Source organism: Luteibacter sp. (assembly GCF_035539195.1).
Classification (GTDB): domain Bacteria; phylum Pseudomonadota; class Gammaproteobacteria; order Xanthomonadales; family Rhodanobacteraceae; genus Luteibacter.
Map to the genome: position 1 here is coordinate 1 of NZ_DATLIW010000018.1, position 24,288 is coordinate 24,288.

Here is a 24,288-nt window from a genome sequence, read left to right on the forward strand (position 1 = left end):
TTGGCGTCCACCCTCGAGGCGAGTTCCGCACAAGTGAGCGGCCGTAGGCCATATAGAACCATGGGCCGCGCAGCGGCCTTCCGCACCGAACGCGGAGGACCTGTCTGAGCAGCGAGGGTGGGCGCCAAGGTCTCCCCGCGAGACGCCCAAGTGTAGAGAACGATGGCGCAGCCGAGCCCGCGATGCCGAAGGCGAGCCCTCGGCGAAGTGCGAGGTGCGAACGAAGGCCCGGCATGCCGAGCGCCCGCCCGCCCCGGCAATCCGTGAAGAACCGTAAAAAAGCCGCCTTCAAGGCGGCTTTTTTATGGGTGTGGAAGCCGGGCTCGTCGCGCTCAGCGTCCCTGCCCGCGCAGTTTCACATCGCCGCTGAAGGACTCGACGTGGATGTTGCCGCTGCCGCCACCGATGGTGGTCTTCAGTTGCTTGCCTGGGCCATCCTCGCCGCTGGACGGGCTGCCGAAATCGCTGCGGATGCTGCCGCTGAAGGTCGAGGCATTCAGTTTGGCGGAGACATCGGCGGGCAGCTGGAGCTGCACGTCGCCGCTCATCGAGTCGACATCGATCTTGCCGTCCCGCGAAGGGCCGCCGTTGATCTGCGTGTCGCCGGAAACCGTGCTGAAGCTGGCCTGCTTCCACGGGCCGCCGCCTATCGTCATGCGACCGGAAACCGTCTGCGCTTCGACGCGTTCGGTCACGCTCGGCGCGGTGATATCGCCGGAGACGGTCTGCAACTCGGCCTTGGTCGCGCTGCCGGCGAGATCGATACTGCCGCTGACCGTCTGCAGGTTGATGTCGGGCGAGCGCAGGTTGCCACGGATGCGCCCGCTTACCGAATTGATCTCGACCTTGCCGCCGTCGAGCCCGTCGATGCTTACCGGTGCGCTGACCACGTTGATCTCGACGCTGACGGCCTTCGGCACACGCACGTTGAGCACCGTGGGCTGCATGCGCGTGTCGCTGCCCCAGTTGAAGACAGAGTGCACCTTCGAGTCGGTATCCACGTGGATTTCCACGCTGCGGTCGTTGCCTTCGATCTCCAGCGGGCGGGCGCCGTCGCCCAGGGTGCCGGAGACCTGGATCTGGTTCTTGTCCCAGGCGGTCACCGTGACTTCGCCCTTGACGTTGTCGATGCTGACTTTTGCATCGGACCGGATGTCTTTCGACAGGTTGATCGGCGTCGAGGCGAATGCCTGTCCGATCGAGAGCGCCAGCAGCAGGGGAGTGATATAGAGCGTTTTCATGTGTGGGGTCCTGGCTGTTCGCGTGTTAGCCGGCTTGCTTTTCGAGGTTGCGCAGACGGTCGCGCTGGCGCTCGGTCTTCAGCAGCAGGCGCTGCAGGGCGGCCGAATCGGGGGAGTCCTGCATGGCCTGGGTCAGCTCCATGCGCGCGGCGTCGAGTTCCACCGCGGCTCCGGAGAGGCGCGGGTCGGTCGGTTTCCAGCGGGATACGCTGGCAAGCCCATCGCTGCCGGGCGGCGCGACGAGATGAAGGCCAAGGCCCCCGCCGAGGACCGCCACACCGGCGATCGCCGCGGCCATCAACCAGGGTTGCGCGCGTCGGCGGCGGGGTGCGGCAGCGGCGGGTGCCTCGTCGAGGCGGGCCTCGATCCCGGCCCAGAGGTCGCGACGGGGCGCAACCGGCCGGTTGAGGGAGCGCATCTGGCGCAGGTAGTCGAGTTCGTTCATGGCTTATCTCCCAGTGCGCGGCGGAGCAGTCCGCGTGCACGGTGTAACTGCGCTTTCGAGGAGCCGACCGCCATCCCGAGTTCGATGGCGATCTCCTCGTGTTTCCAGCCTTCCACGTCGTAGAGAATGAGGACGGCACGGGCCCGCGGCGGCAATGCCGCAATGGCCTTTTCCAGCTCGTCGCGCTCCACGGCGCGGACGGGATTATCGAGGTCGGCGATGTCCGGCAGATGTTCATCGTCGACAATGCTGACTGGGTCGGCGTTGCGGGCACGTATGGACATGAGCGCCACGTTCACCGCCAGCCGGTACACCCAGGTGCCGAATGCGCTTTCGAAGCGGAAGCCGTCGAGCTTCTGCCAGGCGCGGATGAAGGCTTCCTGGGTCAGGTCTTCCGCACGGGCATGATCGAAGGCGGCCAGGCGCAGGATGGCGCCATAGACCCGGTCCGAATGCTTGCGATAGAGCTGCTCGAACGCTTTCCGGTCGCCGCCGACGGCCGCTCGCACCACATCGTCATCGGACGCGGCGACGGGCAGCTCAGGCTGCATGAAGGAAGTGGCGGCGAGGCATAGTGCATTCATCTTGCCAGCTTGGATGCCGGCAAGGTGAGAAGCGTTTAAGCGAGAGGGAAATGTGGGAGCGTTTAAGCGAGAGGGAAATGTGGGAGCCGCTTCAGCGGCGAAAAACCAACGGAGCGGTTTAGCCGCCAGGCCAATCGCCGATGTGCGGCTCCCACACTGAGCCGCCGTCAGGCGACGTTGGCGGCCCGGCGTTCGATAGCCGCTTCCAGCGCCTTGCTCACGCGAACGCGCTCGGCTTTCAGGCGTTCGGGCATGCGCGCGCCGAAGCCTTCGAGATAGAGCCCGATGGCGTTGAGTTCTTCGGTCCAGCCTTCGACGTCGACGTGGAGCAGTTCGTCGAGCGCGCCCGGCTTGAGCGACAGCCCCTCGGCATTGAGCTCGCCCTTGGCCGGGACCACGCCGATGGGGGTTTCCATGCCCTCGGCCTTGCCCGCCACGCGCTGGATCATCCAGTCGAGGACACGGAGGTTCTCACCATAGCCTGGCCACATGAAGCGACCGTCGGCGTCCTTGCGGAACCAGTTCACGTGGAAGATCCGCGGCAGCTTGGCGCCGGGCTTGTCGAAGGACAGCCAGTGGGCGAAGTAGTCGGCGAAGTTGTAGCCGCAGAACGGCTTCATGGCCATCGAGTCGCGGCGAAGCACGCCAACGGCGCCGGTAGCCGCCGCGGTGGTCTCCGAGCCCATGGCGGCACCGACGAGGACGCCATGCGCCCAGTCCTTGGCCTCGAACACCAGTGGCACCAGCGACGGGCGACGACCGCCAAAGACGATCGCCGAGATCGGTACGCCCGCGGCGTCTTCGGATTCCGGCGCCCAGCTCGGGCACTGTTTCGCGCTGACGGTGAAGCGTGAATTCGGGTGCGCGGCCGGGCCGTTGGCGGCATCGTACGGGCGGCCCTGCCAATCGGTCACCGGCTCGCCTTCGCCGAGCCCTTCCCACCACGGGCGCGCATCGGCGGTAACGGCGACGTTGGTAAAGATGGCATCGTGGCCGAGCGTGGCCAGGGCGGTCGGGTTGGTGTTCGCGCCCGTGCCCGGGGCAACGCCGAAGTAGCCCGCTTCCGGGTTGATCGCCCAGAGGCGACCGTCTTCGCCCGGCGTCATCCAGCAGATATCGTCGCCCACGGTCCAGACCTTCCAGCCCGCCTTGCGGTAGCCCTCGGTCGGAATGAGCATGGCCAGGTTGGTCTTGCCGCACGCCGAGGGAAACGCCGCGGCGATGTAGTGCTTTTCGCCCTGCGGATTCTCGATGCCGACGATCAGCATGTGTTCGGCCAGCCAGCCCTCGCGACGCGCCTGGTGGCTGGCGATACGCAAGGCGTGGCACTTCTTGCCGAGCAGGGCATTGCCGCCGTAGCCGGAGCCGATCGACTTGATCGAAAGCTCCTCGGGAAAGTGCATGATGAAGCGACGCTCGGGATCGAGGTCGCCAGTGGAATGCAGTCCCTTGACGAACTGGCCTTCGCGCTCGATGCGGGCGAGGGCAGGGGCTCCCATGCGCGTCATGATGCGCATGTTGGCGACCACGTAGGGGCTGTCGGTGATCTCGACGCCACAACGCGATAGCGGCGAATCGATCGGACCCATGCAGTACGGGATGACGTACATGGTGCGGCCGCGCATGGCCCCGGCGAACAGGGCGTCGATCTTGGCATGGGCCTCGGCGGGCGCCATCCAGTGATTGTTCGGGCCCGCTTCGTCTTCCTCGGGCGTGCAGACGAAGGTCAGGTGCTCGACGCGAGCGACATCCGAAGGATTCGAGCGGTGCAGGTAGCTGCGCGGGTTGGTCTCCTCGTTCAGCGGGAGGAGATCGCCACTGGCGAGCATCGTCTGGACGAGTTCCGCGTACTCCGCGTCCGAGCCGTCGCACCAGCGAATCGTGGCGGGCTCGGTCAGTCGGGCGACATCGTCAACCCATCGATTCAATGCTTCCAAGGAACTGCCGTACGAACGCATCCGTTGTGGTCTCCAGTTAAACGCCTGTGGAGACAGTAGTTTGCGAGCGTTGGTATTGGCAAGGCACGGCGCAGCAAAATGCGCCGTGCCGTTCAGCTCACGCGGCGGGCTTGGCCGGCGTCAGCGTAAAGATCACATGCTCGACATAGGCGTCGAACTCGTCGTGGCTCAGGCGTGGCAGGCCGAGCGTGAAGTTCAGCTGCAGGAAGCCCACGTACGCGGCATAGGTAAGGCGTGCCCGATGCAGCGCGACTACGGGCTCGAGGCCGGCTTCCTTGTACATCGTGGTGAGGAACTCGATGCGCCGCTGCGATACCCGCGCCATCACCGGCACGACCTGCGGATGGTCCAGCGCCTTGAGCAGGGCGGCGTAGACGCGGTGCGCCTGCAATTCGTGGGCGACACGACGGAACAATTCGGGCAACCGCTTGCGCGGATCGGCGATGCGCTCGATTTCACCGAGGACTTCGCGTTCGCCGTATTCTTCCCACCGTTCCAGCGAGGCCTGGAGCAGGGCCTCGCGTGTGCGGAAGTGCCAGTAGAAGCTGCCCTTGGTCACCCCCAGGCGACGCGCAAGCGCCTCCACGGCAAGGGCGCCGACGCCTTGTTCGGCGATAAGGGCTAGGGCGCCGTCTTCCCAGTCTTCGGCTGAGAGGCGGACTCGTTCGTTCTTGGCACCGTCGGTCATCGACGCATGGTAGCCGAGACGCCACCGTTTGCAATCCGGCAGGCTCCCGGCGTGTTGCATAAGACCTTGACTTGGTTGCCATTGCGTGACCGTACGCAGGCGTATTGACGCACCTCTCCCGGCACTACATACTCGGCCGTATGGTTGCCCATCCCTCGCCCCTGTCGTCCGCTACCTCGAGCCTGGTCTCGATGGATGGCCTCGTGCTCGCCACGCAGCACTGGGCGGGCGAGCGCTCGCCCTCGCTGGTCTTCGCGCATGGCTTCGGGCAGACGCGTCACGCCTGGAACGGCGCGGCGCGCGCCCTGGCGGAGCAGGGCTTCGATGCCACGACCTTCGATGCCCGCGGCCACGGCGAAAGCGAACGCGTGCCACGCGGCGAGTACCACATGGAGCAGTTCGTCCATGATCTGCTCGCGGTAGCGGCCGAGGCCAGGTCCCCCGACGGCCGGCCGCCGGTGTTGGTGGGCGCCTCGATGGGTGGCTTGCTCGGCCTGATGGCCGCCGGTGAAGCGGAGCAGGGTCGACCGCCCTTCTCGGCGCTGATCCTGGTCGACATCACCCCGCGCTGGGAAACCGCCGGTGTCGAACGTATCCTCGGCTTCATGCGCGCGCACCCGGACGGTTTCGCGAGTTACGAGGAGGCGGCCTCCGCGATCGAGGCGTACCTGCCGCATCGCCGCGAGCGCAAATCCGAAGCCCAGCTCAAACCCCTGCTGCGCCAGGACCATCAGGGCCGCCTTCGCTGGCACTGGGATCCCGCCTTGCTCGACGGCCTGGTCCAGGAGAGCGAGCGTTACCAGCCCCGCCTGTTCGCCGCCGCCGCGCGCGTCGAGGTGCCGGTGTTGCTCCTGTCCGGCAGCCGCAGCGACGTCGTCTCCAGCCAGACCGTCGAAGAATTTCTCCATCTCGTGCCGCATGCGCGCCACGTCGCCCTTGCCGATGCCACGCATATGGTGGCCGGCGACGCCAACGATGCGTTTACGCGCGAGATCGCAACGTTCATGCAATCGCTCTGATCCACCCGCTCTAACCGACTCACGACGAGGTAACACCGATGTCTGCACTCCTGGTTGTACTGGCGGCACTGATTGCCTCCGGTGCCTGCGCCTACCACCGCACGTCGCTCCGCACGTGGGCCATCGCGACCGCGGTGACGACCCTCGTCGTCGGCCTGCTCGCCCGTGCGCCGGTGACCACGGTCATCGTGCTGATCCTGCTGGCCGTCGTCGCCGCACCGTTGTTGATGGTCGACTTCCGCCGGAAGAAGATCAGCGCGCCGTTGCTGTCGATCTTCGCCAAGGTGACGCCGAAGCTGTCCGAGACCGAGCAGACCGCCCTCGAGGCCGGTACCGTCGGTTTCGAAGGCCAGCTGTTCTCCGGCAAGCCGGAATGGTCCGAACTGTTGCGCCAGCCCAAGCCGGAACTCTCGGTGGAAGAGCAGGCCTTCCTCGACGGCCCCGTCGAGGAGCTGTGCAGCATGATCGACGACTGGCAGATCACCCACGAGCTCGCCGACCTCCCGCCGAACGTCTGGGAGTTCATCAAGAAGAACAAGTTCTTCGGCATGATCATCCCGAAGAGCTACGGCGGCCTCGGTTTCTCGGCGCTGGCTCACTCCGCGGTGCTGCAGAAGCTCTCGAGCATGTCGCAGACGGTCGCCTCCACCGTCGCCGTGCCGAATTCGCTCGGGCCGGGCGAACTCCTCATGCACTACGGCAGCGACGAGCAGAAGAACCACTACCTGCCGCGCCTGGCCGATGGCCGCGAGATCCCGTGCTTCGCCCTGACCGGTCCCTATGCCGGTTCCGACGCTACCTCGATTCCCGACTTCGGCATCGTCACCAAGGGCATGTGGAATGGCGAAGAGACCGTCGGTATCCGCCTGACCTTCGACAAGCGCTACATCACGCTCGCGCCGGTCGCGACCATCGTTGGCCTCGCCTTCCGCATGTACGACCCGGACAAGCTGCTGGGTGAGAAGGAAGATCTCGGTATCACCCTGGCGCTGCTCCCGCGCGAGACCCCGGGGATGGAAATCGGTCGTCGGCACTTCCCGCTGAACACCCCGTTCCAGAACGGCCCGGTGCACGCCAAGGATATGTTCGTGCCGCTGTCCGTGCTGATCGGTGGCCCGCACATGGCCGGCCAGGGCTGGCGCATGCTGGTCGAGTGCCTCTCGGTCGGTCGCGCGATCTCGCTGCCGTCCAACGCGACCGGCGCTTCGCGCATGGCCGTCTCGGCTACCGGTTCGTATGCGCGCATGCGCAAGCAGTTCGGCCTGGCCATCGGTCGTTTCGAGGGCGTGGAAGAAGCGCTGGCCCGTATCGGCGGTCTGACCTACGCCATGCAGGCACTCTCGCGTGCCACCGCCGCCGCGGTCGATCGCGGCGAAAAGCCGGCCGTGCCGTCCGCCATCGCCAAGTATCACGCCACCGAATGGTGCCGCCAGATCGCCTCGGACGCGATGGACGTGCACGGCGGCAAGGGCGTCATTCTCGGCCCGAAGAACTACATGGGCCGCGGCTGGCAGTCCGTGCCGATCGCCATCACGGTGGAAGGCGCGAACATCATGACGCGCAGCCTGATGATCTTTGGCCAGGGTGCGATTCGCTGCCATCCTTATGTCCTGAAGGAAATGCAGGCCTTGGGTATCGCTGACTACCGCGAGCGCCTGAAGACCTTCGACAAGGCGCTGTTCGGTCACATCGGCTTCGGCTTCTCCAACGCCGTGCGCAGCTTCGTCCTCGGCGTCACCGCGGCGAAGATCGGCGAGACCGCCGGCGACGCGTACACCCGCCGTTATTACCGCAAGCTCAACCGTTACTCCGCGGCGCTGGCACTGTGCGCCGACGTGGCCATGGGCGTGCTCGGCGGCAAGCTGAAGTTCAAGGAAAAGCTCTCGGCCCGTCTGGGCGACGTGCTTTCGTACCTGTACATCGCCAGCGCGATGCTCAAGCGCTACGAAGACACCGGCCGTCCGGAAGCGGATCGTCCGTTGCTGGCCTGGGCGTTCCACCAGTGCGTTTGGAACATGCAGATGGCGCTGGACGGCGTGATCCGCAACTTCCCGGTGCGCCCGGTGGCCTGGCTGCTGCGTGCCCTGGTGTTCCCGTTCGGTCGCCGCGAAGTGCCGCCGTCGGATCGCCTCGGCCGCCGTGTCGCCGCGCTGATCACCGCACCCAGCGAAGCCCGCGATCGCCTGACCACGTGGACGTATCTCACCCCGACGGCGAACAACACGGTGGGCCGCATGAACGCGCTCCTGCCCGACGTGATCGCCGCGGAGCCGGTGGAGCGCAAGTTCCTCAAGGCGTTCAAGGGCGGCCAGCTGAAGTCGCACACGTACAACGAGCAGCTCGCCGAAGCCGAGAAGCTCGGCGCCATCACCACCGCCGAGCGCGACCTGCTCCAGCGCGTGCGTGACGGCGTCGCCGAGTTCATCTCCGTCGACGACTTCGACAGCGAAGAGCTGCAGGCTGGCGTGAAGCGCAATGCCGAAACCATGCAAAAGGTGCGCGCCGCGTAAGCCGCCTCGTACTTTGCGAACCGAAACGGCCGCAATACATGCGGCCGTTTTGCTTCCTGTAGGAGCCGCTTAAGCGGCGAACCCTCAGCGTCGAATCCGCGAATGAAGCATCGGATAGCCGAAGCAGGGTGAAATCACCCCGGATTGTCGCTCACCGCAGTGAGCACCGGTACGTCGGCATAAACGGAAGAAGCAACATGGCGGTGAGTTCGGGCGCCTGCCCAAACGCCACAAGGCCTCGTTCGCCTAAACGACAGCCCGAGGGTTCGCCGCTGAAGCGGCTCCCACAAGAATCGAAGCGAGGCGTCAGGCGCAGTTGTCCTGGCGGGCGACAACTTCGAGCAAACGCGCCTCCACCTCATCCCGCGAATGCGCACGGAACAATCGCGGCGCCGCACGACGAAGCGCGCGGCAATCGAGCGTGGTGAGGCGGTCACGCACCTGGAGCAACTGCCCCGGGTGCATGCTGAATTCCTCCAGGCCCATGGCCAGGAGCAGTGCCGTGAACTGCGTATCGCCGGCGATCTCGCCACACAGGCTCACCGGCTTCTTCGCCCGGCGTGCGCTTGCGATCACGTGCGCGATGAGCCGCAGGAACGCCGGCTGCAACGGGTCGTAGATGCCTTCGAGCGCGTCGTTGTTGCGATCGGCCGCGAGTACGTACTGCGCAAGATCGTTCGTGCCGATGGCGAGGAAGTCGGCCTTCTCGAGGATCGATGTCACGCCGATCGCCGCCGCCGGCACTTCGATCATCGCGCCCACATCCAGTCGCTCGGGCAACTCCTGGCCTTCGCGCGCGAGGTCCTCGCGGGCTTTCTTGATCAGGCGCCGCACGTCGGTCATTTCGCCCAGATGGGTAATCATCGGGACGAGGATGCGCACCGGCCCATAGCAGGCGGCACGAAGAATGGCGCGCAACTGCACGCTGAAGATGTCGGGGTAACGCAGGGACAGACGAATGCCGCGTACGCCCAGCGCGGGATTGTCTTCCCCGCGAATGGCCAGGCCGGCGGCGTCGGCCTTGTCGGCGCCGAGATCGAGGGTGCGGATGGTGACGGGCAGGCCGCCCATGCCGAGCACGACATCGCGATAGGCGACGAACTGCTCTTCTTCCGAGGGCAGGCCGCGCTGGCGCAGGAACAGGAATTCGGAGCGATACAGGCCGACGCCATCCGCGCCGCGGGCGCGGGCCAGCGTGATGTCGCCGATCAGTTCGGCATTGGCGTAGAGGCGCACATGGGCGCCGTCCTTGGTCAGTGTCGGCGCGGAAGCAAGCGCAGCCAGACGACGGCCCTCCGCCGCGGCCTGCCGCTGCCACTGGCGGTAGCGGGCAAGATCCTGGGCGGTGGGATGCACGATGACTTCGCCGTGCTCCGCGTCGATCAGGACGAGGTCGTCGTCGTTGATCGTGGCCAGTGCGTCCTTGGTGCCGACCAGCATGGGCAGGTTGAAACTGCGCGCGAGGATGGCGCTGTGCGAGTAGATGCTGCCGGCGCTTGCGATGACGCCCAGCATGCCTTGGCCGGCCATGCTGGCCATGTCCGCGGGAGCCACGGTATCGCTGACGACGATCTCGCCGACGCGCGCGGCGAGCTTGCGCTCCTCACGGCTGGATTGCTGGAGCAGGGCGGACATGACGCGGCCGATCACCTGGTCGATGTCTTCGCCGCGACTCTTCAGGTAGGGATCGTTCATGGCGTCGAACACGGCGGCGAGCCGGTCGCGCTGCATCTTCAGCGCCGCGCTGGCCGTGTAGTGGCCGACGGCGACGAGTTCGTCCAGGCCGCGCAGCAGCTCTTCGTCGTCGAGGAGCAGGCTGTGGGCGTCGATGAAGTCGCCCACCTCGCGCGCGAGCGCGCCATGCAACTTGCCGCGCAACTCACGCAGCTCCGTGCGGGCGCTGTCGATGGCTTTGTGCAGGCGCTCGATCTCGGGTGCGATCTCCGCGTCGTCGAGCATGCGGGTGTCGACCGCGTAGATGCTCGGCTGGACCAGGCGTGCGCGACCGAGGGCCATGCCCCGGGCGGCTTGCGTGCCGGTCAGCACGACTCTCATCGGTCAGGCACCCTCGTCGAACTTGCGGTCGAACAAGGCGACCACGGCGTCCAGGGCGGCTGCCTCGTCGTCGCCCTCGGCGCGCACGCTCAAGGCGGTGCCCATGCCGGCGGCCAGCATCATCACGCCCATGATGCTCTGGGCATTCACCTCGCGACCCTTGCTGATGATCCAGACGGTCGACTTGAACCCGGAAACCAGTTGGACGAGCTTGGCCGAGGCGCGTGCGTGCAGGCCCAGCCGGTTGGATACCACGATGTCTCGTTCAAGCATGGTCGATGAAGATCCCTCCGCGACCGCCACTGGCCGCGATCTCGGTCAGTTCGGTCAGCGATTTGTCCGAGTAGTTGAGTACGCGCAGCAGCATCGGCAGGTTCAGGCCCGAAACGCAGCGCAGGTGCACGCCCAGTTCGCTCAGGGAAAGACCGATGTTGCAGGGCGTGGCGCCGTAAAGGTCGGCGAGGACGAGTACGCCGTCGCCGTGGTCGAGGTCGCGTGCATGCTTGGCGGTGAGCGTGCGCATGACGTCGGGATCGGCGCTGGGCGGCACTTCCACGGCATCCACGTCCATCGGCAGCTTGGGCATGACGTGGCGCGCGGCGGAGATCAGCGCCTTGCCGACCGCTTCGTGGGTCATGAGGAGGACGCCGACGCTCATCGCCCGGACTCTCGGTATGGCTTGGGCTGGGTCATGGCGTTATTCGAGCTCACGATGAAATGTCAGTACGTTGCCGCGTTCCGAGCGGAAATGCTGGGCCAGCTTCTCGACGAGGTAGACCGAGCGATGACGCCCGCCCGTACAGCCGATCGAAACGGTGACGTAGCTGCGATCCTCGCCCTCGAACCGTGGCAACCACGTTTCGAGCCAGCGAGTCACGTCGGCATAGTATTCGCCTACCAGGGGGTTCGCGTCGAGGAATTCCCTGACCGGCTGGTCCTTGCCCGAGAACGGACGCAGTCGCGGGTCCCAGTGCGGGTTGGGCAGGCAGCGGGCATCGAAGACGAAATCGGCGTCCGAGGGCAGCCCCCGGCGATACGCGAAGGACTCGAAGAGCAGGGTGGTGCCGTCGGACGCGGCCGCGTAGCCGGTGGCGAACAGGCGGCGCAGCTGGTGCACGTTGAGGTCGCTGGAGTCGATCACCTTCTCGGCGATGGAGATCAGCGGGCGCAGCAGCTTGCGTTCCTGGGCGATCGAATCGGCCAGCGAGAGCTTCTCGGCGGCCAGCGGGTGGCGCCGGCGGGTCTCCGAGTAGCGCTTGATCAGCACGTCGTCGCGGCTGTCCAGGAAAATCAGGTGCACGTGCACCCCGGCCATGGACAGCTCGGAGAGCACGTGGGGCATGCGGGAAAGGTCGACGCGACGGTTGCGAACGTCCACGCCCACGGCGATGCGGCGTCGCGGGCCGTGCTCGCCCTGGCTCACGGCCGCCACCAGCTGCGGGATGAGTTCCGCGGGCATGTTGTCCACGCAATAGAACTCGAGATCCTCGAGCGCGCGCAGCGCGACGGTCTTGCCACCACCGGACATACCGGTGAGAACGATGAGGTGGATCGCGTCGGGGTCGACGATCGGGTTCATGACTTCATCGATCACGGGGGTCACCACGGTGGCAGTCGGCGCATCTGGTGCGCCTGGCGGTCGATGAAGGTCTGCGCGGGGTCGATGCCCTTGCTCTTGAGCACATGGCTGCGCACTGCGGCCTCGACCAGTACCGCGAGGTTGCGGCCGGGCGCGACCGGAATGGTGATCTTGGGGACGTCCACGTCGAGCACGTTGCGCCGGCTGACGTCGCCGGTGAGGCGGGTCATCGCGTCGGTCTCCTCGCCGACCAGCATCGGCTTGAGGTGGATCACCAGGCGCAGGTATTTCGAGGGCTTCACGGCGGTGTGGCCGAACATTTCGCGGATGTTCAGCACGCCCAGGCCGCGCACTTCGAGCAGGTCCTGGAGCAGGTCGGGGCAGGCGCCGTCGATGACGTCGGGCGCGATGAGCGTGAATTCGGTGGCATCGTCGGCGACCAGGCGGTGACCGCGGCTGACCAGTTCCAGCGCCAGTTCGCTCTTGCCCGAGCCGGGTTCGCCGGTGATGAGTACGCCGATCGAGAACACCTCCAGGAACACGCCGTGCAAGGTGACCCGCGGCGCCAGCGTGCGTGCCAGGTGGTATTGCAGGTAGGTCAGCAGTTCATGGCCGCGACGCGTGCTCTGCCACAACGGCGTGTCGGTTTCCTCGGCCACTTCGCGCAGGTCCGAAGGGATCGCCTGGTCCTTGGTGACGATGAGGGCGGCCGGCTGGTAGGCGGCGATCTTGTGGATCGCTTCCCAGCGCTGGCGTGGTTCCAGTCCGTCGAGGAAGTTGAGTTCCTCGGTGCCGATGATCTGCACCTTGTTCGGGTAGATCACGTTCAGGTAGCCGACCAGCGAGGGGCGGCGGCTCTGCTTGGCGTTCGGCTCGAGCACGCGCGACTCGCCACGCATGCCCGCGGCCCAGCGCAGCGCCATGCGCTCGTGTACTCCGTCGAAGAGTTGTCTGGCGGTCAGCCGGTCCACGCTTGGATCCCTTGAAATGGCGAAGCCGGCGCGAAGGCGCCGGCCAGGGCTATTGTGCCATCAAGCGTGGACGGGGGTTCAGGGACTGGCGACGCGGGCGTCGCGGCCCTCGGCATTGTGGTGATCCTTGAGCTTTTCCTTGTGCTTCTTCAGCTGGTCGGCAAGCTTGGCGATCATCGCGTCGATGGCGTTGTAGAGGGTGTCCCCCTTCTTGTCGTCTTCCAGCCGGGCCACGCCTTCGGCATGGAGACGGGTGCCGGCGCAATGCAGGGTACCGCCGGCCTTGTGTTCGTTCTTGTCGACGGAAAGGACCACGTCAAGGGCTTTGATGTTGTCGAAAAGGCGTTCGAAGCGGCCGATTTGCTGTTCCACGCGCTCGCGCAGAGCGGGGGTGATATGGATGTGCTGGCCGCTGATCTGGATTTGCATGACGCCTCCTTCTTGCTGAGGGTGCCGCCTTGGCGGCGACGAGTGCGGAACGACGGGGTGCCGTTCCTCAAGCCTGAAATAGTCGGACCGTGGACCTCCGTGAGGGTTCCCCGCGCTTAACTGGCGCGGACACGTTCGCTGGAACTGGGAATGCGCAGGGCTTCCCGGTACTTGGCCACCGTACGACGGGCCACCTGAATTCCGCGTCGATGAAGTTCCTCGGCCAGGGCCTGGTCGGACAGGGGCCGCCGCGCGTCCTCCCCCGTGATGAGCTTGCGGAGCATGGCCTGGATCGCGGTGGCCGAGGCGCTGCCGCCGTCCTCCGTGGCCACGCCACTGGAGAAGAAGTGCTTCAACTCGAAGGTACCGCGCGGCGTGTGCATGTACTTGCGCGTGGTTACCCGGGAAATCGTCGATTCGTGCATGCCGACCTCTTCGGCCACCTCGCGCAGCACCAGCGGATGCATCGCCTCCGGGCCGTAGTCGAGGAAGGCGCTCTGTCGGCGCACGATCACGTCGGCCACCTTGGTCAGCGTCTCGGCGCGTGACTGCAGGCTCTTGAGCAGCCAGCGGGCTTCCTGGAGCTGGCCTTTCATCCAGGTGGCGTCGTCGCCACGGGCGCGGGCGATCAGGTTGCAGTAGTGCTGGTTGAGGCCCAGGCGCGGCTGGGCGTCGGGATTGAGGCTGACGGTCCAGCGGCCGTTGTCGCGGCGAGCGTAGACATCCGGGGCGACGTACTCCACCGGCGTGGCGTCGAGGGCGGAGCCGGGGCGCGGGTCGAGGCTGCGGATCAGGGCGGCGGCCGCGGCCACGTCCTCTTCGGCCGCCTTGAGCTTGCGGGCGATCTTGGCGGCATCGTTACGGGCCAGCAACTCGAGCTCGTCGGTGACCACGCGGATGGCCAGGTCGCGGTGCGGGGTGTCCAGCGAGAACTGCGACAGCTGGCAGAGCAGGCAGTCGCGCAGGTCCAGGCTGGCAATGCCGGTGGGGTCGAAGCGCTGCACACGCTGGCGCACGCCCTCGATCTCCGCCGCGCTGGCATGCAGTTCGGCGGGCAATGCCGCCTCGACCGCTTCGACGCCGTCGCGGAGGTAGCCGTCCTCGTCCAGCGCATGGATGATCGCGGTGGCGATCGCATGGTCGCGCGGCGAGAACTGGGACAGGTTGAGCTGCCATTCCAGATGCTGCTGAAGGCTTTCCGGTGCCGCGTTCTGGGGCTCGAAGCCGTCTTCGTCGCCGCTGCCGGAGCGTGAGGGCGCCCCGGCATAGTCACCGGCTTCGCCGTGGAAGCGGTCGTCGTCCCATTCGGGGGCGAGCTCTTCCGAGGGGGTGGCCGTGGACTCTTCCTCGGCTTTGGATACCTTGGCGGGGACCTCGTCGCGGGCCGGGAAGTCGGGACCGTCGTAGTCGCCTTCTTCGGGCGGATCGGGTTCGGCCTCGGCGTCCTCGGCGAACTCGAGCAAGGGGTTGCTTTCCGCGATCTGGCGGAGTTCGGCCTCGAGCTCCAGCTGCGACAACTGCAGCAGGCGGATGGCCTGCTGCAACTGGGGCGTCAGCGTGAGCTGCTGATGCAGGCGAAACTGGAGTCCGGGTTTCATGCCTTCGATGCGTGAGGTGTCGAATCCATCGTAACCCCTTGCGACCTTCTCAAACCAGCATTCCGGCGAACTATGCCCACCGACCGAAGCGGCAGGGCGTCAGATCCGGAATTCGCGGCCCAGATACACCTCGCGTACCTTCTCGTCGGCGAGGATGTGCTGTGGCGTGCCGCGGGAGAGGACTTCGCCGTCGTTGAGGATATAAGCGCGGTCGCAGATGCCGAGCGTCTCACGGACGTTGTGATCGGTGATCAGCACGCCGATGCCGCGTTCCTTCAGGTGACGGACGATGCGCTGGATCTCGCCGACCGAAATCGGATCGACGCCGGCGAAGGGCTCGTCCAGCAGCATGTAGCGCGGGCGCGCGGCCAGGGCACGGGCGATCTCGACGCGGCGACGCTCGCCGCCGGAGAGGCTGATGCCCTTTTGCTCGGCGATGTGCGCGATCTTCAGTTCGTCGAGCAGGCTTTCCAGCTCGTCCTCGCGCTGTTTCGTGGTCATGTTGTCGCGCAGTTCGAGCACGGCCATGATGTTGTCCGACACGCTCAGGCGGCGGAACACCGAGGCTTCCTGGGGCAGGTAGCCGATGCCCAGCTTGGCGCGGGCATGCATGGGCAGGCCGGTGATGTCCTGCTGGTCGAGCTTGATCGAGCCGGCATCGGCCTGGATGAGGCCGACCACCATGTAGAAGCAGGTGGTCTTGCCGGCACCGTTGGGGCCGAGCAGGCCGACCACTTCACCCTCGCGGATCGAGAAGGCGAAATCGCGGACTACCTGGCGCGCGCGAAAGCGCTTCTGCAGGCCTTGGGCTGAAAGCATCGGGTCAGGGCTTCTTCGGCTGGGTCGGCTTGGCGGCCGGCGGTGTGGCGGACTTTGCCGGAGCCGCGCCCGGGGGCGGGTTCTTCGGCTGGAAGGTCATGTGCACGGGTTCCGGACCATTGCTCTCGCCGGTCATGGTGCTGTTCGTCGTGTTGTAGGTGATCTTGTCGCCGTCGCTCTGGTTGAGCTTGCTCTTGTCGGACGCGTCGACCTGCTTGTCCACGTGCGCCTTGCCGGTAAGCACGGCGATGCCGTCGCTGCCATTGGCGGCATCGTCGGGCTTGTAGTCGATGTTGCTGGCGTGGCCGCGCATCAACAGGTCCTGCTCGTCCAGCTGCTGCACGGTGGCCGGGCTGCCGTCCACGATGACGCGCGTGATCTGGTTCTGATCGTCGAGGAAACCGGTGGCCTTGCTGCCGGTGATCTTCAGCGTGCCCTGCGTGAGCACCACGTTGCCTGTCCAGATCACCTTGCCCGGCTGCGTGCTGTTCGCCTGCTGCTGGGTGCCGTCGAACGAGGTCGAGGTGATGTTGGTCGGCTGGTCGCGGTCGGATTTCTTGGCGATGGCCGGCGTGCTCGCCGCGAGCGCCACGCCGAGTACCGCAAGGAGGGCCTTAGCGCTTGCGCGGCAGGTAGACGGAGTGGACTGCATCGAGAAGCTCCAAATGCTTGGTGTCGAGATTGGCGCGCATGCCAACGCCATCCATTGTAGAGGTTCCCTGAACGATCCGGGCCGCCTCCGCGGTCTCAAGGCGGTTCTCCTTGGGCCACGCCGTGACCTCGGAGGTGTCGATGCTGGCTGGCGGCGTCTGCGCGAAGGCGACGCGATCCATATGCACCTTGCCCTGCAGCTTGAGCAGGCTGCCGTCCTTGTTCACCCAGCCGTACTGGGAGTGCCCTTTCCACGGCGGCGTGGTGAGGTCCTTGGTCGGCGGCAGGACGAAATCGGGCGCATTGATGTATAGCGAGTCGTCGCCCTCGCGGCGTTCGAGGTGGGGCGCGATCAGCTTGAATGCCGGTTGCCCGACATCGTTGTAGGAGTCCAGATCGAAGTTGGTCAGCACGTAGCCCGAGCGCGGCGGTCCGACGAAGTCGTTGGCTTCCTTCGCCGGCGCGACCCAGTAGTAGAGCAGCACACTGGCGCCGAGCAAGGCGGCGAGTACGCCGGCCATGCCCGCGGCACTGCGGTCCTTGAACAGGAGCATGAGGTTCACAGCCAGCGATCCCGCTCGGCCTCGGCCTTGCCCTGGGCGGCAAGGATCAGGTCGGCGACCTCACGGGCGGCCCCGTAGCCGCCCGACAGGCGAGTCCGGACATGGGCTCGTTCGGCGACCCAGGGGTGGGCGTTGGCCACGGCCACGGCGAGCCCGGCGATGCCCATGGCGGCCAGGTCGGGCAGGTCGTCGCCGACGAAGGCCGATGCTTCGGGTGCCAGGCGCATGGCGTCCAACAGTTCGGTCAGGCAGGCCCGCTTGTCCTTCTGGCCCTGGTAGACGTGCTGAATGCCCAGTTCCTCCGCACGCAGCGACACCGGGTGACTGATGCGCGCGGTGATGATGGCGACCTTGACGCCATTTTCCTGCAGGCGCTTCAGCCCGAGGCCGTCGTGCACATGGAAGACCTTGGTCTCGCGGCCGTCTTCGGCGTACCAGAGGCGGCCGTCGGTGAGCGTACCGTCCACGTCGAACACGACCACGCGTACTTTGGCTGCGCGCTCGGCGACGTCGGCGGAAATCTCGGTGTAATGCGTGTAGGCCATGGGCTTCTGGTCAGGAGCGTCAAACGACGCGGGCGCGGAGCAGGTCGTGGATGTTGAGCGCGCCGACCACACGCCCGTCGGCATCGGTGACCAGCAGGGCGTTGATCTGGTGCTTTTCCATCAGCTGCGCGGCTTCCACGGCGAGCTTGTCGGAGCCGATGGTCTTCGGTCCGCGGGTCATCAGTTGGTCGACCGTGGCGTTGCGCAGGTCGATGCCGTCGTCGTCGAGGCAGCGACGCAGGTCGCCGTCGGTGAAAACGCCCAGGAGGAGGCCGTCGTCGCCGACCACGGCGGTCATGCCCAGGTGCTTGCGACTCATCTCGACCAGCGCCTCGCTCAGGGTGGCGCCGAGGGGCACGCGAGGCACGTCGTCACCCGCGTGCATGACATCGGCGATATGCAACAGCAGGCGGCGGCCGAGGCTGCCGGCCGGATGCGAACGGGCGAAGTCGTCCGGGGTGAAGCCGCGGGCTTCGAGCAGGGCCACCGCGAGCGCATCGCCCATGACCAGCGCGGCCGTGGTGCTGGCGGTCGGTGCCAGGCCGTGCGGGCAGGCTTCCGAACTGACGTTCGCATCGATGTTGACGTTGGCCTGCCTGGCCAGCGAAGACTTCGGGTTGCCCGTGATCGAGATCAGGGGAATGCCCTGCCGCTTGATCGCGGGGAGGATGAAAAGGAGTTCGTCGGTCTCGCCGGAGTAGGAGATCCCGAGGAGGATGTCGTCCGGCTGGATCATGCCCAGGTCGCCGTGGCTGGCCTCCCCGGGGTGGACGAAGAACGACGGGGTGCCGGTGGAGGCGAAGGTCGCCGCGATCTTCCGGGCGATGTGCCCACTCTTGCCCATGCCCGAGACCACCACGCGGCCCTTGCAGGCCAGGATCAGCTGGCAGGCTTCGACGAAGGACGCATCGACGTTCTTTTCCAGCGCGCGGATGGCGGCCGCCTCGGTGGCGATCACGGTACGCGCGCTACGGACAACGATATCGGCATTCACGAGCGGGTGATCGGCAGGCGGGGCGGTGCGGGCGTTCATGCGGCCTCGGGGGTCCGGGTTGGGGCGTTGACCCGGGATGTCCATTTCTGCGACACCGGATTTCCATTACCATTACATATTCTCATTTTATCGTCGCCGCCATCGAACAGTGGTTCAGGGTCCGTTTCGGAACCCCACGGCCTGGCGACCCCTTTCCAACGGAGAATCCATGGACGCTGCACGCATCCAGGCATTGATCGAAGCCGGCTTGCCCGGCGCCCTGGTGAACGTTCGCGGCGACGACGGCGTGCACTTCGAGGCTGATGTCATCTCGGACCAATTCGCCGGCAAGCTCCCCCTTGCCCGGCACCGCCTTGTCTACGCCACGCTGGGCGACCTCATGGGCGGTGCGATCCACGCCCTGGGCCTGAAGACCCTTACTCCCGAAGAGGCCGCCGGCCGCCGCTGACCGGCGCCGCGACCTTCTTCGTACGATCCCACTTTCCAGGTATTCGAATTCCATGGCCAAGATCCTGATCACCGGGGGCAACCCGCTCGTGGGCGACGTGAGCATTTCCGGTGCGAAGAACGCCGTACTGCCCATCCTCGCTTCCTGCCTGCTCGCCGACGAACCGGTAAGCATCGGCAATGTGCCGCATCTGCACGATGTCACCACCTTTATCGAGTTGCTCGGCCGCATGGGCGTGCGTGTGGTGCTGGACGATCGCATGAAAATGCATATCGACCCGCGCCCGGAGAATTCCTGCGTCGCGCCGTACGAGCTGGTCCGCACCATGCGAGCGTCGATCCTCGTGCTCGGTCCGCTGGTCGCCCGCTTCGGCAAGGCCGAGGTTTCGCTTCCCGGCGGTTGCGCGATCGGCTCGCGCCCGGTCGACCAGCACATCCGTGGCCTCCAGGCACTCGGTGCCGAAATCACGGTGGAGAACGGTTTCATCAAGGCGAAGGCCGGTCGACTGAAGGGCGCCCGCATCGTCATGGACATGGTCACCGTCACCGGTACCGAAAACATCCTGATGGCCGCCACTCTTGCCTCTGGCACGACGATCATCGAGAACGCCGCGCAGGAACCGGAAGTGGTGGATCTCGCTCACTGCCTGATGGCGATGGGCGCGAAGATCGACGGCGTCGGCACGTCCACGCTCATCGTCGAAGGCGTGGAGCGCCTGCATGGTGCGCACTACGAAGTGCTCCCGGACCGCATTGAAACCGGCACCTTCCTCGTCGGCGCCGCGATGACCGGTGGCAAGGTGCGCGCGCGTGGCGCGCGCGCCGACACCCTGGACGCCGTGCTGCAAAAGCTCGAAGAGGCCGGTGCGCACATCAGCACGGGCAAGGACTGGATCGAGCTCGACATGGGCGGCCGCCGGCCCAAGGCGGTCAATCTCGTCACCGCGCCGTACCCGGCATTTCCGACCGACATGCAGGCGCAGTTCACCGCGCTCAACTGCGTCGCCGAAGGCGTGGGCGTGATCACCGAGACGGTGTTCGAGAACCGCTTCATGCATGCGCTGGAACTGCAGCGCCTGGGCGCCGACATCCGCCTGGAGGGCAACACCGCGATCATCACCGGCGTGCCCAAGATGAGCGGCGCGCCGATCATGGCCACCGACCTTCGCGCCTCGGCCTGCCTGGTGCTCGCCGGCCTGGTCGCCGAAGGCGACACCACGGTCGACCGCGTGTACCACATCGATCGCGGCTACGAGAACATCGAAGAGAAGCTCGGTGTGCTCGGCGCGACGATTCGGCGCGTGCCCGGCTGAACCAGCTGGGTGCCGGGTCATCAGTGCCTTGTGGGAGCCGATTCATCGGCGATCCCGCGGCAGCGGGCCAGGTTGTCGCGGCGCCCATCGCCGCTGAAGCGGCTCCCACAAGGAGCTGACGCAGCGGCTCCCACAAGGAGCTGACGCAGTGGCTTCCGCACGGAGTTGCCGCAGTGGCTTCCACAAGGAGCTGCCACAGTGGCTGGCGGCGAGGGCCGGCCTTGTTACCGGGCCTTGTAGCTCACGAGCTCGAGCGTCAGGTCGCCGCCGTCCTTCTGTGCCAGTTTCACCGGCACGGGGTACTTCGCGGGCACGTACCATGCGCTGAAGGTCGACGCTTCGTCGGAGCGGTCGACGCGCTGTGCATCGAACGAGCCTGCGGGGACCGTGACCTTTTCCTTGCCGGTCACCTTGAACGTCTGGTTCTCCACGGCCTGCTTGACCGCGACCGGGAAGGACGCCTGCTGCTGGCCCGCGGCCAGCGCCACACCCAGGGCGAGCGGCAAGGTATTGCGCTCGACCATGTTCGGCACGGCGGGATACGAGTAAGCCTTCTTGCTGTCCTGGACCTGCACCGTATTGCCCTGGATGGTCAGGTCGCGGGTCTTGCTCTTGAACGAGGAATCCAGCTGGTAGTGGTAGCTCACCGCGGCCGGTACCTTGCCCGACCAGGTGAACTGCGAAACCTCGCTCACGTTCGCGCCGACCGCCGCCGCGAGGCCGCCGGTGCCCTTGGTCTGGTTGCTGTATTCGTACTTGCCGCCACCGACGGATTTCAGGGTGATCGTCGCGTCGCCGAGCGGATCGCCGCCCTGGAGGACGTGGTAGGTCGCGGTGAAGGCCTGCGGAACGTCCGCGGCGATCGCGGCGACAGGCAGGGCGAGGGCCAGCGCAAAGCCGGCGCGGAGCAGGGGAGTCGTCTTCATGCCACCGAGTTTAGCGGCGACGGCTGAATGTGGGACCGTGCCAGGGGCAGCCCGGTAGGAGCCGATTCATCGGCGACGGGCTTGCGAGACCCGGGGCATCGCCGCCGAAGCGGCTCCCGCGGCTCAGCTAGAAGTCCGCGATATCCAGCGGGCTGGCCAACGGAAGGCCGTCGAAGAGGGCGCGGCTTTCCCAGCGCAGTCGCCCGCTGGCGATGGCGCCAACGACGGCGGGCAGCAACCGGTGCTCCTCGACCAGCAGCCGTGAGGCCAGCGAGGCCTCCGTGTCGTCCGGGCCGACCGCGATACGAGCCTGCGCCACGACCGGGCCGCCATCCAGTTCGGCGGTGACGAAGTGCACGCTGGCGCCATGCTCGGTGTCGCCGGCTTCCAGGCAGCGGCGATGCGTATGCAGGCCGCGGTATTTCGGCAGCAGCGAGGGGTGGATGTTGATGGCGCGGCCTTCCCAGTCCGCCACCACGCTCGCATCGATGATCCGCATGAAGCCGGCCAGCACCAGCAGGTCGGCGCCGGCATCGGCGACACGGCCGAACAGCGCGCGATCGAAGTCGGCACGTGTGGCGTAGTCGCGGGGATTCAGGGCGACCGTCGGGATGCCCGCGCTCGCGGCGATCGCCAGCGCACCGGCCGACGCCTTGTCGCTGCCGACCAGTACGATGTCGATCGGCAGGCCGGCGGCGATCAGCGCGGCGAGATTGCTGCCGCGCCCGGAAGCGAGCGCGGCGACACGCAAGGGTCGATCCACGGCCAGGTCAGGCGATGTGGACGCGCTCGTCGCCGCTGGCGGCGACGACCGAGCCGATCGACCAGGAGGCCAGCCCATGAGCGGCCAGCGCGGCCTTTGCGGCCTCGACCTGCGCCTGTGCCAGCAGCACGGTGAAGCCGATGCCGCAGTTGAAGGTGCGCCACATTTCCTCGCGAGCGACCTTGCCTTCGCGCTGCAGCCACTGGAATACCGGCGGCAGTTCCCACGAGGATGCGTCGATGTTCAGGCCGAGACCGTCGGGCACCACGCGGATGATGTTTTCCTTCAGGCCGCCACCGGTGACATGGGCCATGCCGTGCACGTCCACCTTGGACAGCAGGTCGAGGATCGGCTTGACGTAGATGGTGGTGGGCGCCATCAGCGCGTCGCCCAGCTTGACGCCGCCGACATCGGTGTCGAGCGGTGAACCGGCACGTTCGAGGATCTTGCGGATCAGCGAATAGCCGTTGGAATGCGGGCCGGAGGCGGCCACGCCAAGGATGACGTCGCCGGCGACGATCTTCGAGCCGTCGTTCATGGCGGCCTTTTCGACCGCGCCGACGGTGAAGCCGGCAAGGTCGTATTCGCCCGGCGGGTACATGTCCGGCATCTCCGCGGTTTCGCCGCCGATGAGGGCGCAACCGGCGAGTTCGCAGCCACGAGCGATACCGCTGATGACCGCGGCGGCGGTGTCGACGTCCAGCTTGCCGGTGGCGAAATAGTCCAGGAAGAACAGTGGCTCCGCGCCCTGCACGAGCACGTCGTTGACGCACATGCCGACCAGATCGATGCCGATGGTGTCGTGACGGCCGAGGTGCTGGGCGAGCTTGAGCTTGGTGCCCACGCCGTCGGTACCCGAGACCAGGACCGGCTCCTTGTAGCGGCCGGAGAGGTCGAACAGGCCGCCGAAGCCACCCAGTCCGCCCATGACTTCCGGACGGAAGGTCCGCTTGACCATGGGCTTGATGCGTTCCACGAGGGCATTGCCGGCGTCGATGTCGACACCCGCGTCGCGGTAGGTAAGGGAGCCCTGGTCGGAGGACATAAGCGATTCCGGCGCGTATTGGAAACCGTGCATGATAACAGCAAGCGACCCCGCGGCCTTGTCCTGCACACCGTCTGGATGGACGGCATGGCAAGGTTTGGGCAGACTCCCCGTCTTCACAAAGCGACGCCAAAATCATGCGCCCAGTCCGTTTCCTCGCCTTACTGATGCTCTTCCTGCTGTGTTTTGTCGGTACGGCGGCGGCGCAGACCGCGATCTATACGGTGACCGTACCGGTGGCCGACACCTCCGCGGCGGTGCGTGACCAGGCCTTCGCCAACGGTCTCACCCAGGTGCTCGCCAGGGCCTCGAATGGGGCGGATCCCCGTTCCAAGCCGGGCTACGCCGAGGCGATGAAGCAGCCCGGCGGCCTCGTGCAGCAGTATCAGTACGCCCGAACCGGCGGGGCCAACGGTGCGCCGCTGAGCCTGGATATCGTGTTCGACCCGGGCGCCATCCGCCGCGTGCTGGCCGTCGGCGACGCCGCCGTGGCCGCGCCGAAGGCGCCGGTGCTGGTGATCGCCCACGATGCCGGCGGCAAGCCGCTCGGTCAGCAGGACCTGCTGCCGCTGTCGCAGATGGCCGATTCCCGCGGTTACCAGATCGTCCTGCCGAAGCCGGACTCCACCCTGGACGCCAATGCCATCGCCGGGGGCGACGCCGGTGCGATCGCCACCGTGGCGCGCCAATACAACACCGCCGTGATCCTGATCGGCAAGGTCGGCGGCGACCAGACCGACTGGACGCTCGTCTCGGCCGGGCGCGCTTCCAGTTGGAAGGACAGCGGGGAGGCACGTGCCGCGCTGCTTTCCAATGGCGCCAACGCCATGGCCGACAAGCTCGACCGCCAGTTCGCGGCGGCCCAGGGCGGCAGCTCCAGCGGCAAGGTCTGGGTTTCCGGGCTGCGCTCGGCCGCCGACTACGCGGGTCTGCTCTCGACCTTCCAGAACGACCCTTCGGTGAAGTCCGTGGCCCCGATTGGCGCCACCTCGGAGGGCGTCCTGCTGAACGTCAGCGCCACCGCGCCCCTGGCCCGGCTGATCGCCGGCTACGCCTCGGGCGGTCATGTGCTTGCAGCCAACGCCCACGACGGCGCCGACTTCGCCGTTCGCTGGATCCCCTGATCCGCGACAATGGCATCACCA

General features: G+C 66.6%; 25 protein-coding genes. 5 read left to right on the forward strand and 20 right to left on the reverse strand.

Features of this window, described 5'->3' with window-relative positions:
- Window positions 1-332: 332 nt before the first annotated feature.
- The 5 genes from VM621_RS05735 to VM621_RS05755 all read right to left on the reverse strand — a co-directional run bounded on the left by VM621_RS05735 (window position 333) and on the right by VM621_RS05755 (window position 4,916).
- On the reverse strand, window positions 333-1,241 hold the full coding sequence (locus VM621_RS05735; protein ID WP_325468014.1) for a DUF4097 family beta strand repeat-containing protein: 909 nt from the start codon (window positions 1,239-1,241) through the stop codon (window positions 333-335).
- A gap of 25 nt (window positions 1,242-1,266) precedes the next feature.
- Window positions 1,267-1,686, reverse strand: a complete 420-nt coding sequence (locus VM621_RS05740; RefSeq protein WP_325468015.1) for a hypothetical protein — start codon at window positions 1,684-1,686, stop codon at window positions 1,267-1,269.
- The gene (locus tag VM621_RS05745; RefSeq protein ID WP_414674495.1) at window positions 1,683-2,270 is read right to left on the reverse strand and encodes an RNA polymerase sigma factor; all 588 of its coding nucleotides are present in this window, start codon (window positions 2,268-2,270) and stop codon (window positions 1,683-1,685) included. The genes VM621_RS05740 and VM621_RS05745 overlap by 4 nt, the downstream gene beginning before the upstream one ends.
- Before the next feature lie 167 nt (window positions 2,271-2,437).
- Window positions 2,438-4,228 (reverse strand): phosphoenolpyruvate carboxykinase (GTP), encoded by a 1,791-nt coding sequence (locus VM621_RS05750; RefSeq protein WP_325468016.1) that lies wholly within the window; start codon window positions 4,226-4,228, stop codon window positions 2,438-2,440.
- Between the two features lie 97 nt (window positions 4,229-4,325).
- Complete coding sequence (locus VM621_RS05755) at window positions 4,326-4,916, reverse strand: helix-turn-helix domain-containing protein (RefSeq protein ID WP_325468017.1); 591 nt, start codon at window positions 4,914-4,916, stop codon at window positions 4,326-4,328.
- Window positions 4,917-5,056: 140 nt separating this feature from the next.
- Here VM621_RS05755 and VM621_RS05760 point away from each other — a divergent pair, with 140 nt between their 5' ends.
- Together VM621_RS05760 and VM621_RS05765 are read left to right on the forward strand one after the other, a co-directional pair.
- Window positions 5,057-5,935, forward strand: a complete 879-nt coding sequence (locus tag VM621_RS05760) for an alpha/beta hydrolase (protein WP_414674499.1) — start codon at window positions 5,057-5,059, stop codon at window positions 5,933-5,935.
- Window positions 5,936-5,973: 38 nt separating this feature from the next.
- Window positions 5,974-8,445 carry an acyl-CoA dehydrogenase gene (locus VM621_RS05765; RefSeq protein WP_325468018.1) on the forward strand — a complete coding sequence of 824 codons (2,472 nt, stop codon included), beginning with the start codon at window positions 5,974-5,976 and terminating at the stop codon, window positions 8,443-8,445.
- A 306-nt stretch (window positions 8,446-8,751) separates the two neighbouring features.
- On the opposite strand, the gene ptsP is transcribed toward VM621_RS05765, so the two are convergent.
- The 12 genes from ptsP to VM621_RS05825 form a co-directional block, all read right to left on the reverse strand.
- Window positions 8,752-10,500: a phosphoenolpyruvate--protein phosphotransferase gene (ptsP, locus tag VM621_RS05770; RefSeq protein ID WP_325468019.1), complete on the reverse strand. Its 1,749-nt coding sequence runs from the start codon at window positions 10,498-10,500 to the stop codon at window positions 8,752-8,754.
- Between the two features lie 3 nt (window positions 10,501-10,503).
- Complete coding sequence (locus VM621_RS05775) at window positions 10,504-10,773, reverse strand: HPr family phosphocarrier protein (protein ID WP_325468020.1); 270 nt, start codon at window positions 10,771-10,773, stop codon at window positions 10,504-10,506.
- Window positions 10,766-11,158 carry a PTS sugar transporter subunit IIA gene (locus tag VM621_RS05780; protein WP_063573064.1) on the reverse strand — a complete coding sequence of 131 codons (393 nt, stop codon included), beginning with the start codon at window positions 11,156-11,158 and terminating at the stop codon, window positions 10,766-10,768. The genes VM621_RS05775 and VM621_RS05780 overlap by 8 nt, the downstream gene beginning before the upstream one ends.
- Before the next feature lie 39 nt (window positions 11,159-11,197).
- On the reverse strand, window positions 11,198-12,079 hold the full coding sequence (gene rapZ / locus VM621_RS05785; protein ID WP_325468065.1) for an RNase adapter RapZ: 882 nt from the start codon (window positions 12,077-12,079) through the stop codon (window positions 11,198-11,200).
- Window positions 12,080-12,099: 20 nt separating this feature from the next.
- Window positions 12,100-13,050, reverse strand: coding sequence for an HPr(Ser) kinase/phosphatase (gene hprK, locus VM621_RS05790; protein WP_046967003.1), 951 nt, complete (start codon window positions 13,048-13,050; stop codon window positions 12,100-12,102).
- 78 nt (window positions 13,051-13,128) lie between these two features.
- Window positions 13,129-13,479: a ribosome hibernation-promoting factor, HPF/YfiA family gene (gene hpf, locus VM621_RS05795; RefSeq protein ID WP_325468021.1), complete on the reverse strand. Its 351-nt coding sequence runs from the start codon at window positions 13,477-13,479 to the stop codon at window positions 13,129-13,131.
- 116 nt (window positions 13,480-13,595) lie between these two features.
- Complete coding sequence (locus VM621_RS05800; RefSeq protein ID WP_325468022.1) at window positions 13,596-15,077, reverse strand: RNA polymerase factor sigma-54; 1,482 nt, start codon at window positions 15,075-15,077, stop codon at window positions 13,596-13,598.
- 99 nt (window positions 15,078-15,176) lie between these two features.
- On the reverse strand, window positions 15,177-15,896 hold the full coding sequence (lptB, locus tag VM621_RS05805; RefSeq protein ID WP_325468023.1) for an LPS export ABC transporter ATP-binding protein: 720 nt from the start codon (window positions 15,894-15,896) through the stop codon (window positions 15,177-15,179).
- A 4-nt stretch (window positions 15,897-15,900) separates the two neighbouring features.
- Window positions 15,901-16,548, reverse strand: a complete 648-nt coding sequence (gene lptA, locus VM621_RS05810) for a lipopolysaccharide transport periplasmic protein LptA (protein ID WP_325468024.1) — start codon at window positions 16,546-16,548, stop codon at window positions 15,901-15,903.
- Window positions 16,511-17,101 (reverse strand): LPS export ABC transporter periplasmic protein LptC, encoded by a 591-nt coding sequence (lptC, locus tag VM621_RS05815; protein WP_325468066.1) that lies wholly within the window; start codon window positions 17,099-17,101, stop codon window positions 16,511-16,513. Before lptC ends, lptA begins: the two co-directional genes overlap by 38 nt.
- Before the next feature lie 5 nt (window positions 17,102-17,106).
- Window positions 17,107-17,655, reverse strand: a complete 549-nt coding sequence (locus tag VM621_RS05820; protein WP_325468025.1) for an HAD-IIIA family hydrolase — start codon at window positions 17,653-17,655, stop codon at window positions 17,107-17,109.
- Between the two features lie 19 nt (window positions 17,656-17,674).
- Window positions 17,675-18,688: a KpsF/GutQ family sugar-phosphate isomerase gene (locus VM621_RS05825; RefSeq protein ID WP_325468026.1), complete on the reverse strand. Its 1,014-nt coding sequence runs from the start codon at window positions 18,686-18,688 to the stop codon at window positions 17,675-17,677.
- Between the two features lie 169 nt (window positions 18,689-18,857).
- On the opposite strand from VM621_RS05825, the gene VM621_RS05830 reads away from it, so the two are divergent.
- Both VM621_RS05830 and murA read left to right on the forward strand, forming a co-directional pair.
- Window positions 18,858-19,097: a BolA family protein gene (locus VM621_RS05830; RefSeq protein WP_046966997.1), complete on the forward strand. Its 240-nt coding sequence runs from the start codon at window positions 18,858-18,860 to the stop codon at window positions 19,095-19,097.
- A gap of 52 nt (window positions 19,098-19,149) precedes the next feature.
- Window positions 19,150-20,409, forward strand: coding sequence for a UDP-N-acetylglucosamine 1-carboxyvinyltransferase (gene murA, locus VM621_RS05835; protein WP_325468027.1), 1,260 nt, complete (start codon window positions 19,150-19,152; stop codon window positions 20,407-20,409).
- Between the two features lie 224 nt (window positions 20,410-20,633).
- On the opposite strand, the gene VM621_RS05840 is transcribed toward murA, so the two are convergent.
- The 3 genes from VM621_RS05840 to purM all read right to left on the reverse strand — a co-directional run bounded on the left by VM621_RS05840 (window position 20,634) and on the right by purM (window position 23,176).
- On the reverse strand, window positions 20,634-21,335 hold the full coding sequence (locus tag VM621_RS05840) for a DUF3108 domain-containing protein (RefSeq protein ID WP_325468028.1): 702 nt from the start codon (window positions 21,333-21,335) through the stop codon (window positions 20,634-20,636).
- A 127-nt stretch (window positions 21,336-21,462) separates the two neighbouring features.
- A complete protein-coding gene (purN, locus tag VM621_RS05845; protein WP_325468029.1) occupies window positions 21,463-22,098 on the reverse strand; it encodes a phosphoribosylglycinamide formyltransferase in 636 nt (211 codons plus the stop codon).
- A gap of 7 nt (window positions 22,099-22,105) precedes the next feature.
- Complete coding sequence (purM, locus tag VM621_RS05850; protein ID WP_414674496.1) at window positions 22,106-23,176, reverse strand: phosphoribosylformylglycinamidine cyclo-ligase; 1,071 nt, start codon at window positions 23,174-23,176, stop codon at window positions 22,106-22,108.
- 104 nt (window positions 23,177-23,280) lie between these two features.
- On the opposite strand from purM, the gene VM621_RS05855 reads away from it, so the two are divergent.
- Window positions 23,281-24,267, forward strand: a complete 987-nt coding sequence (locus VM621_RS05855; protein ID WP_325468031.1) for a DUF2066 domain-containing protein — start codon at window positions 23,281-23,283, stop codon at window positions 24,265-24,267.
- Window positions 24,268-24,288: the final 21 nt, after the last annotated feature.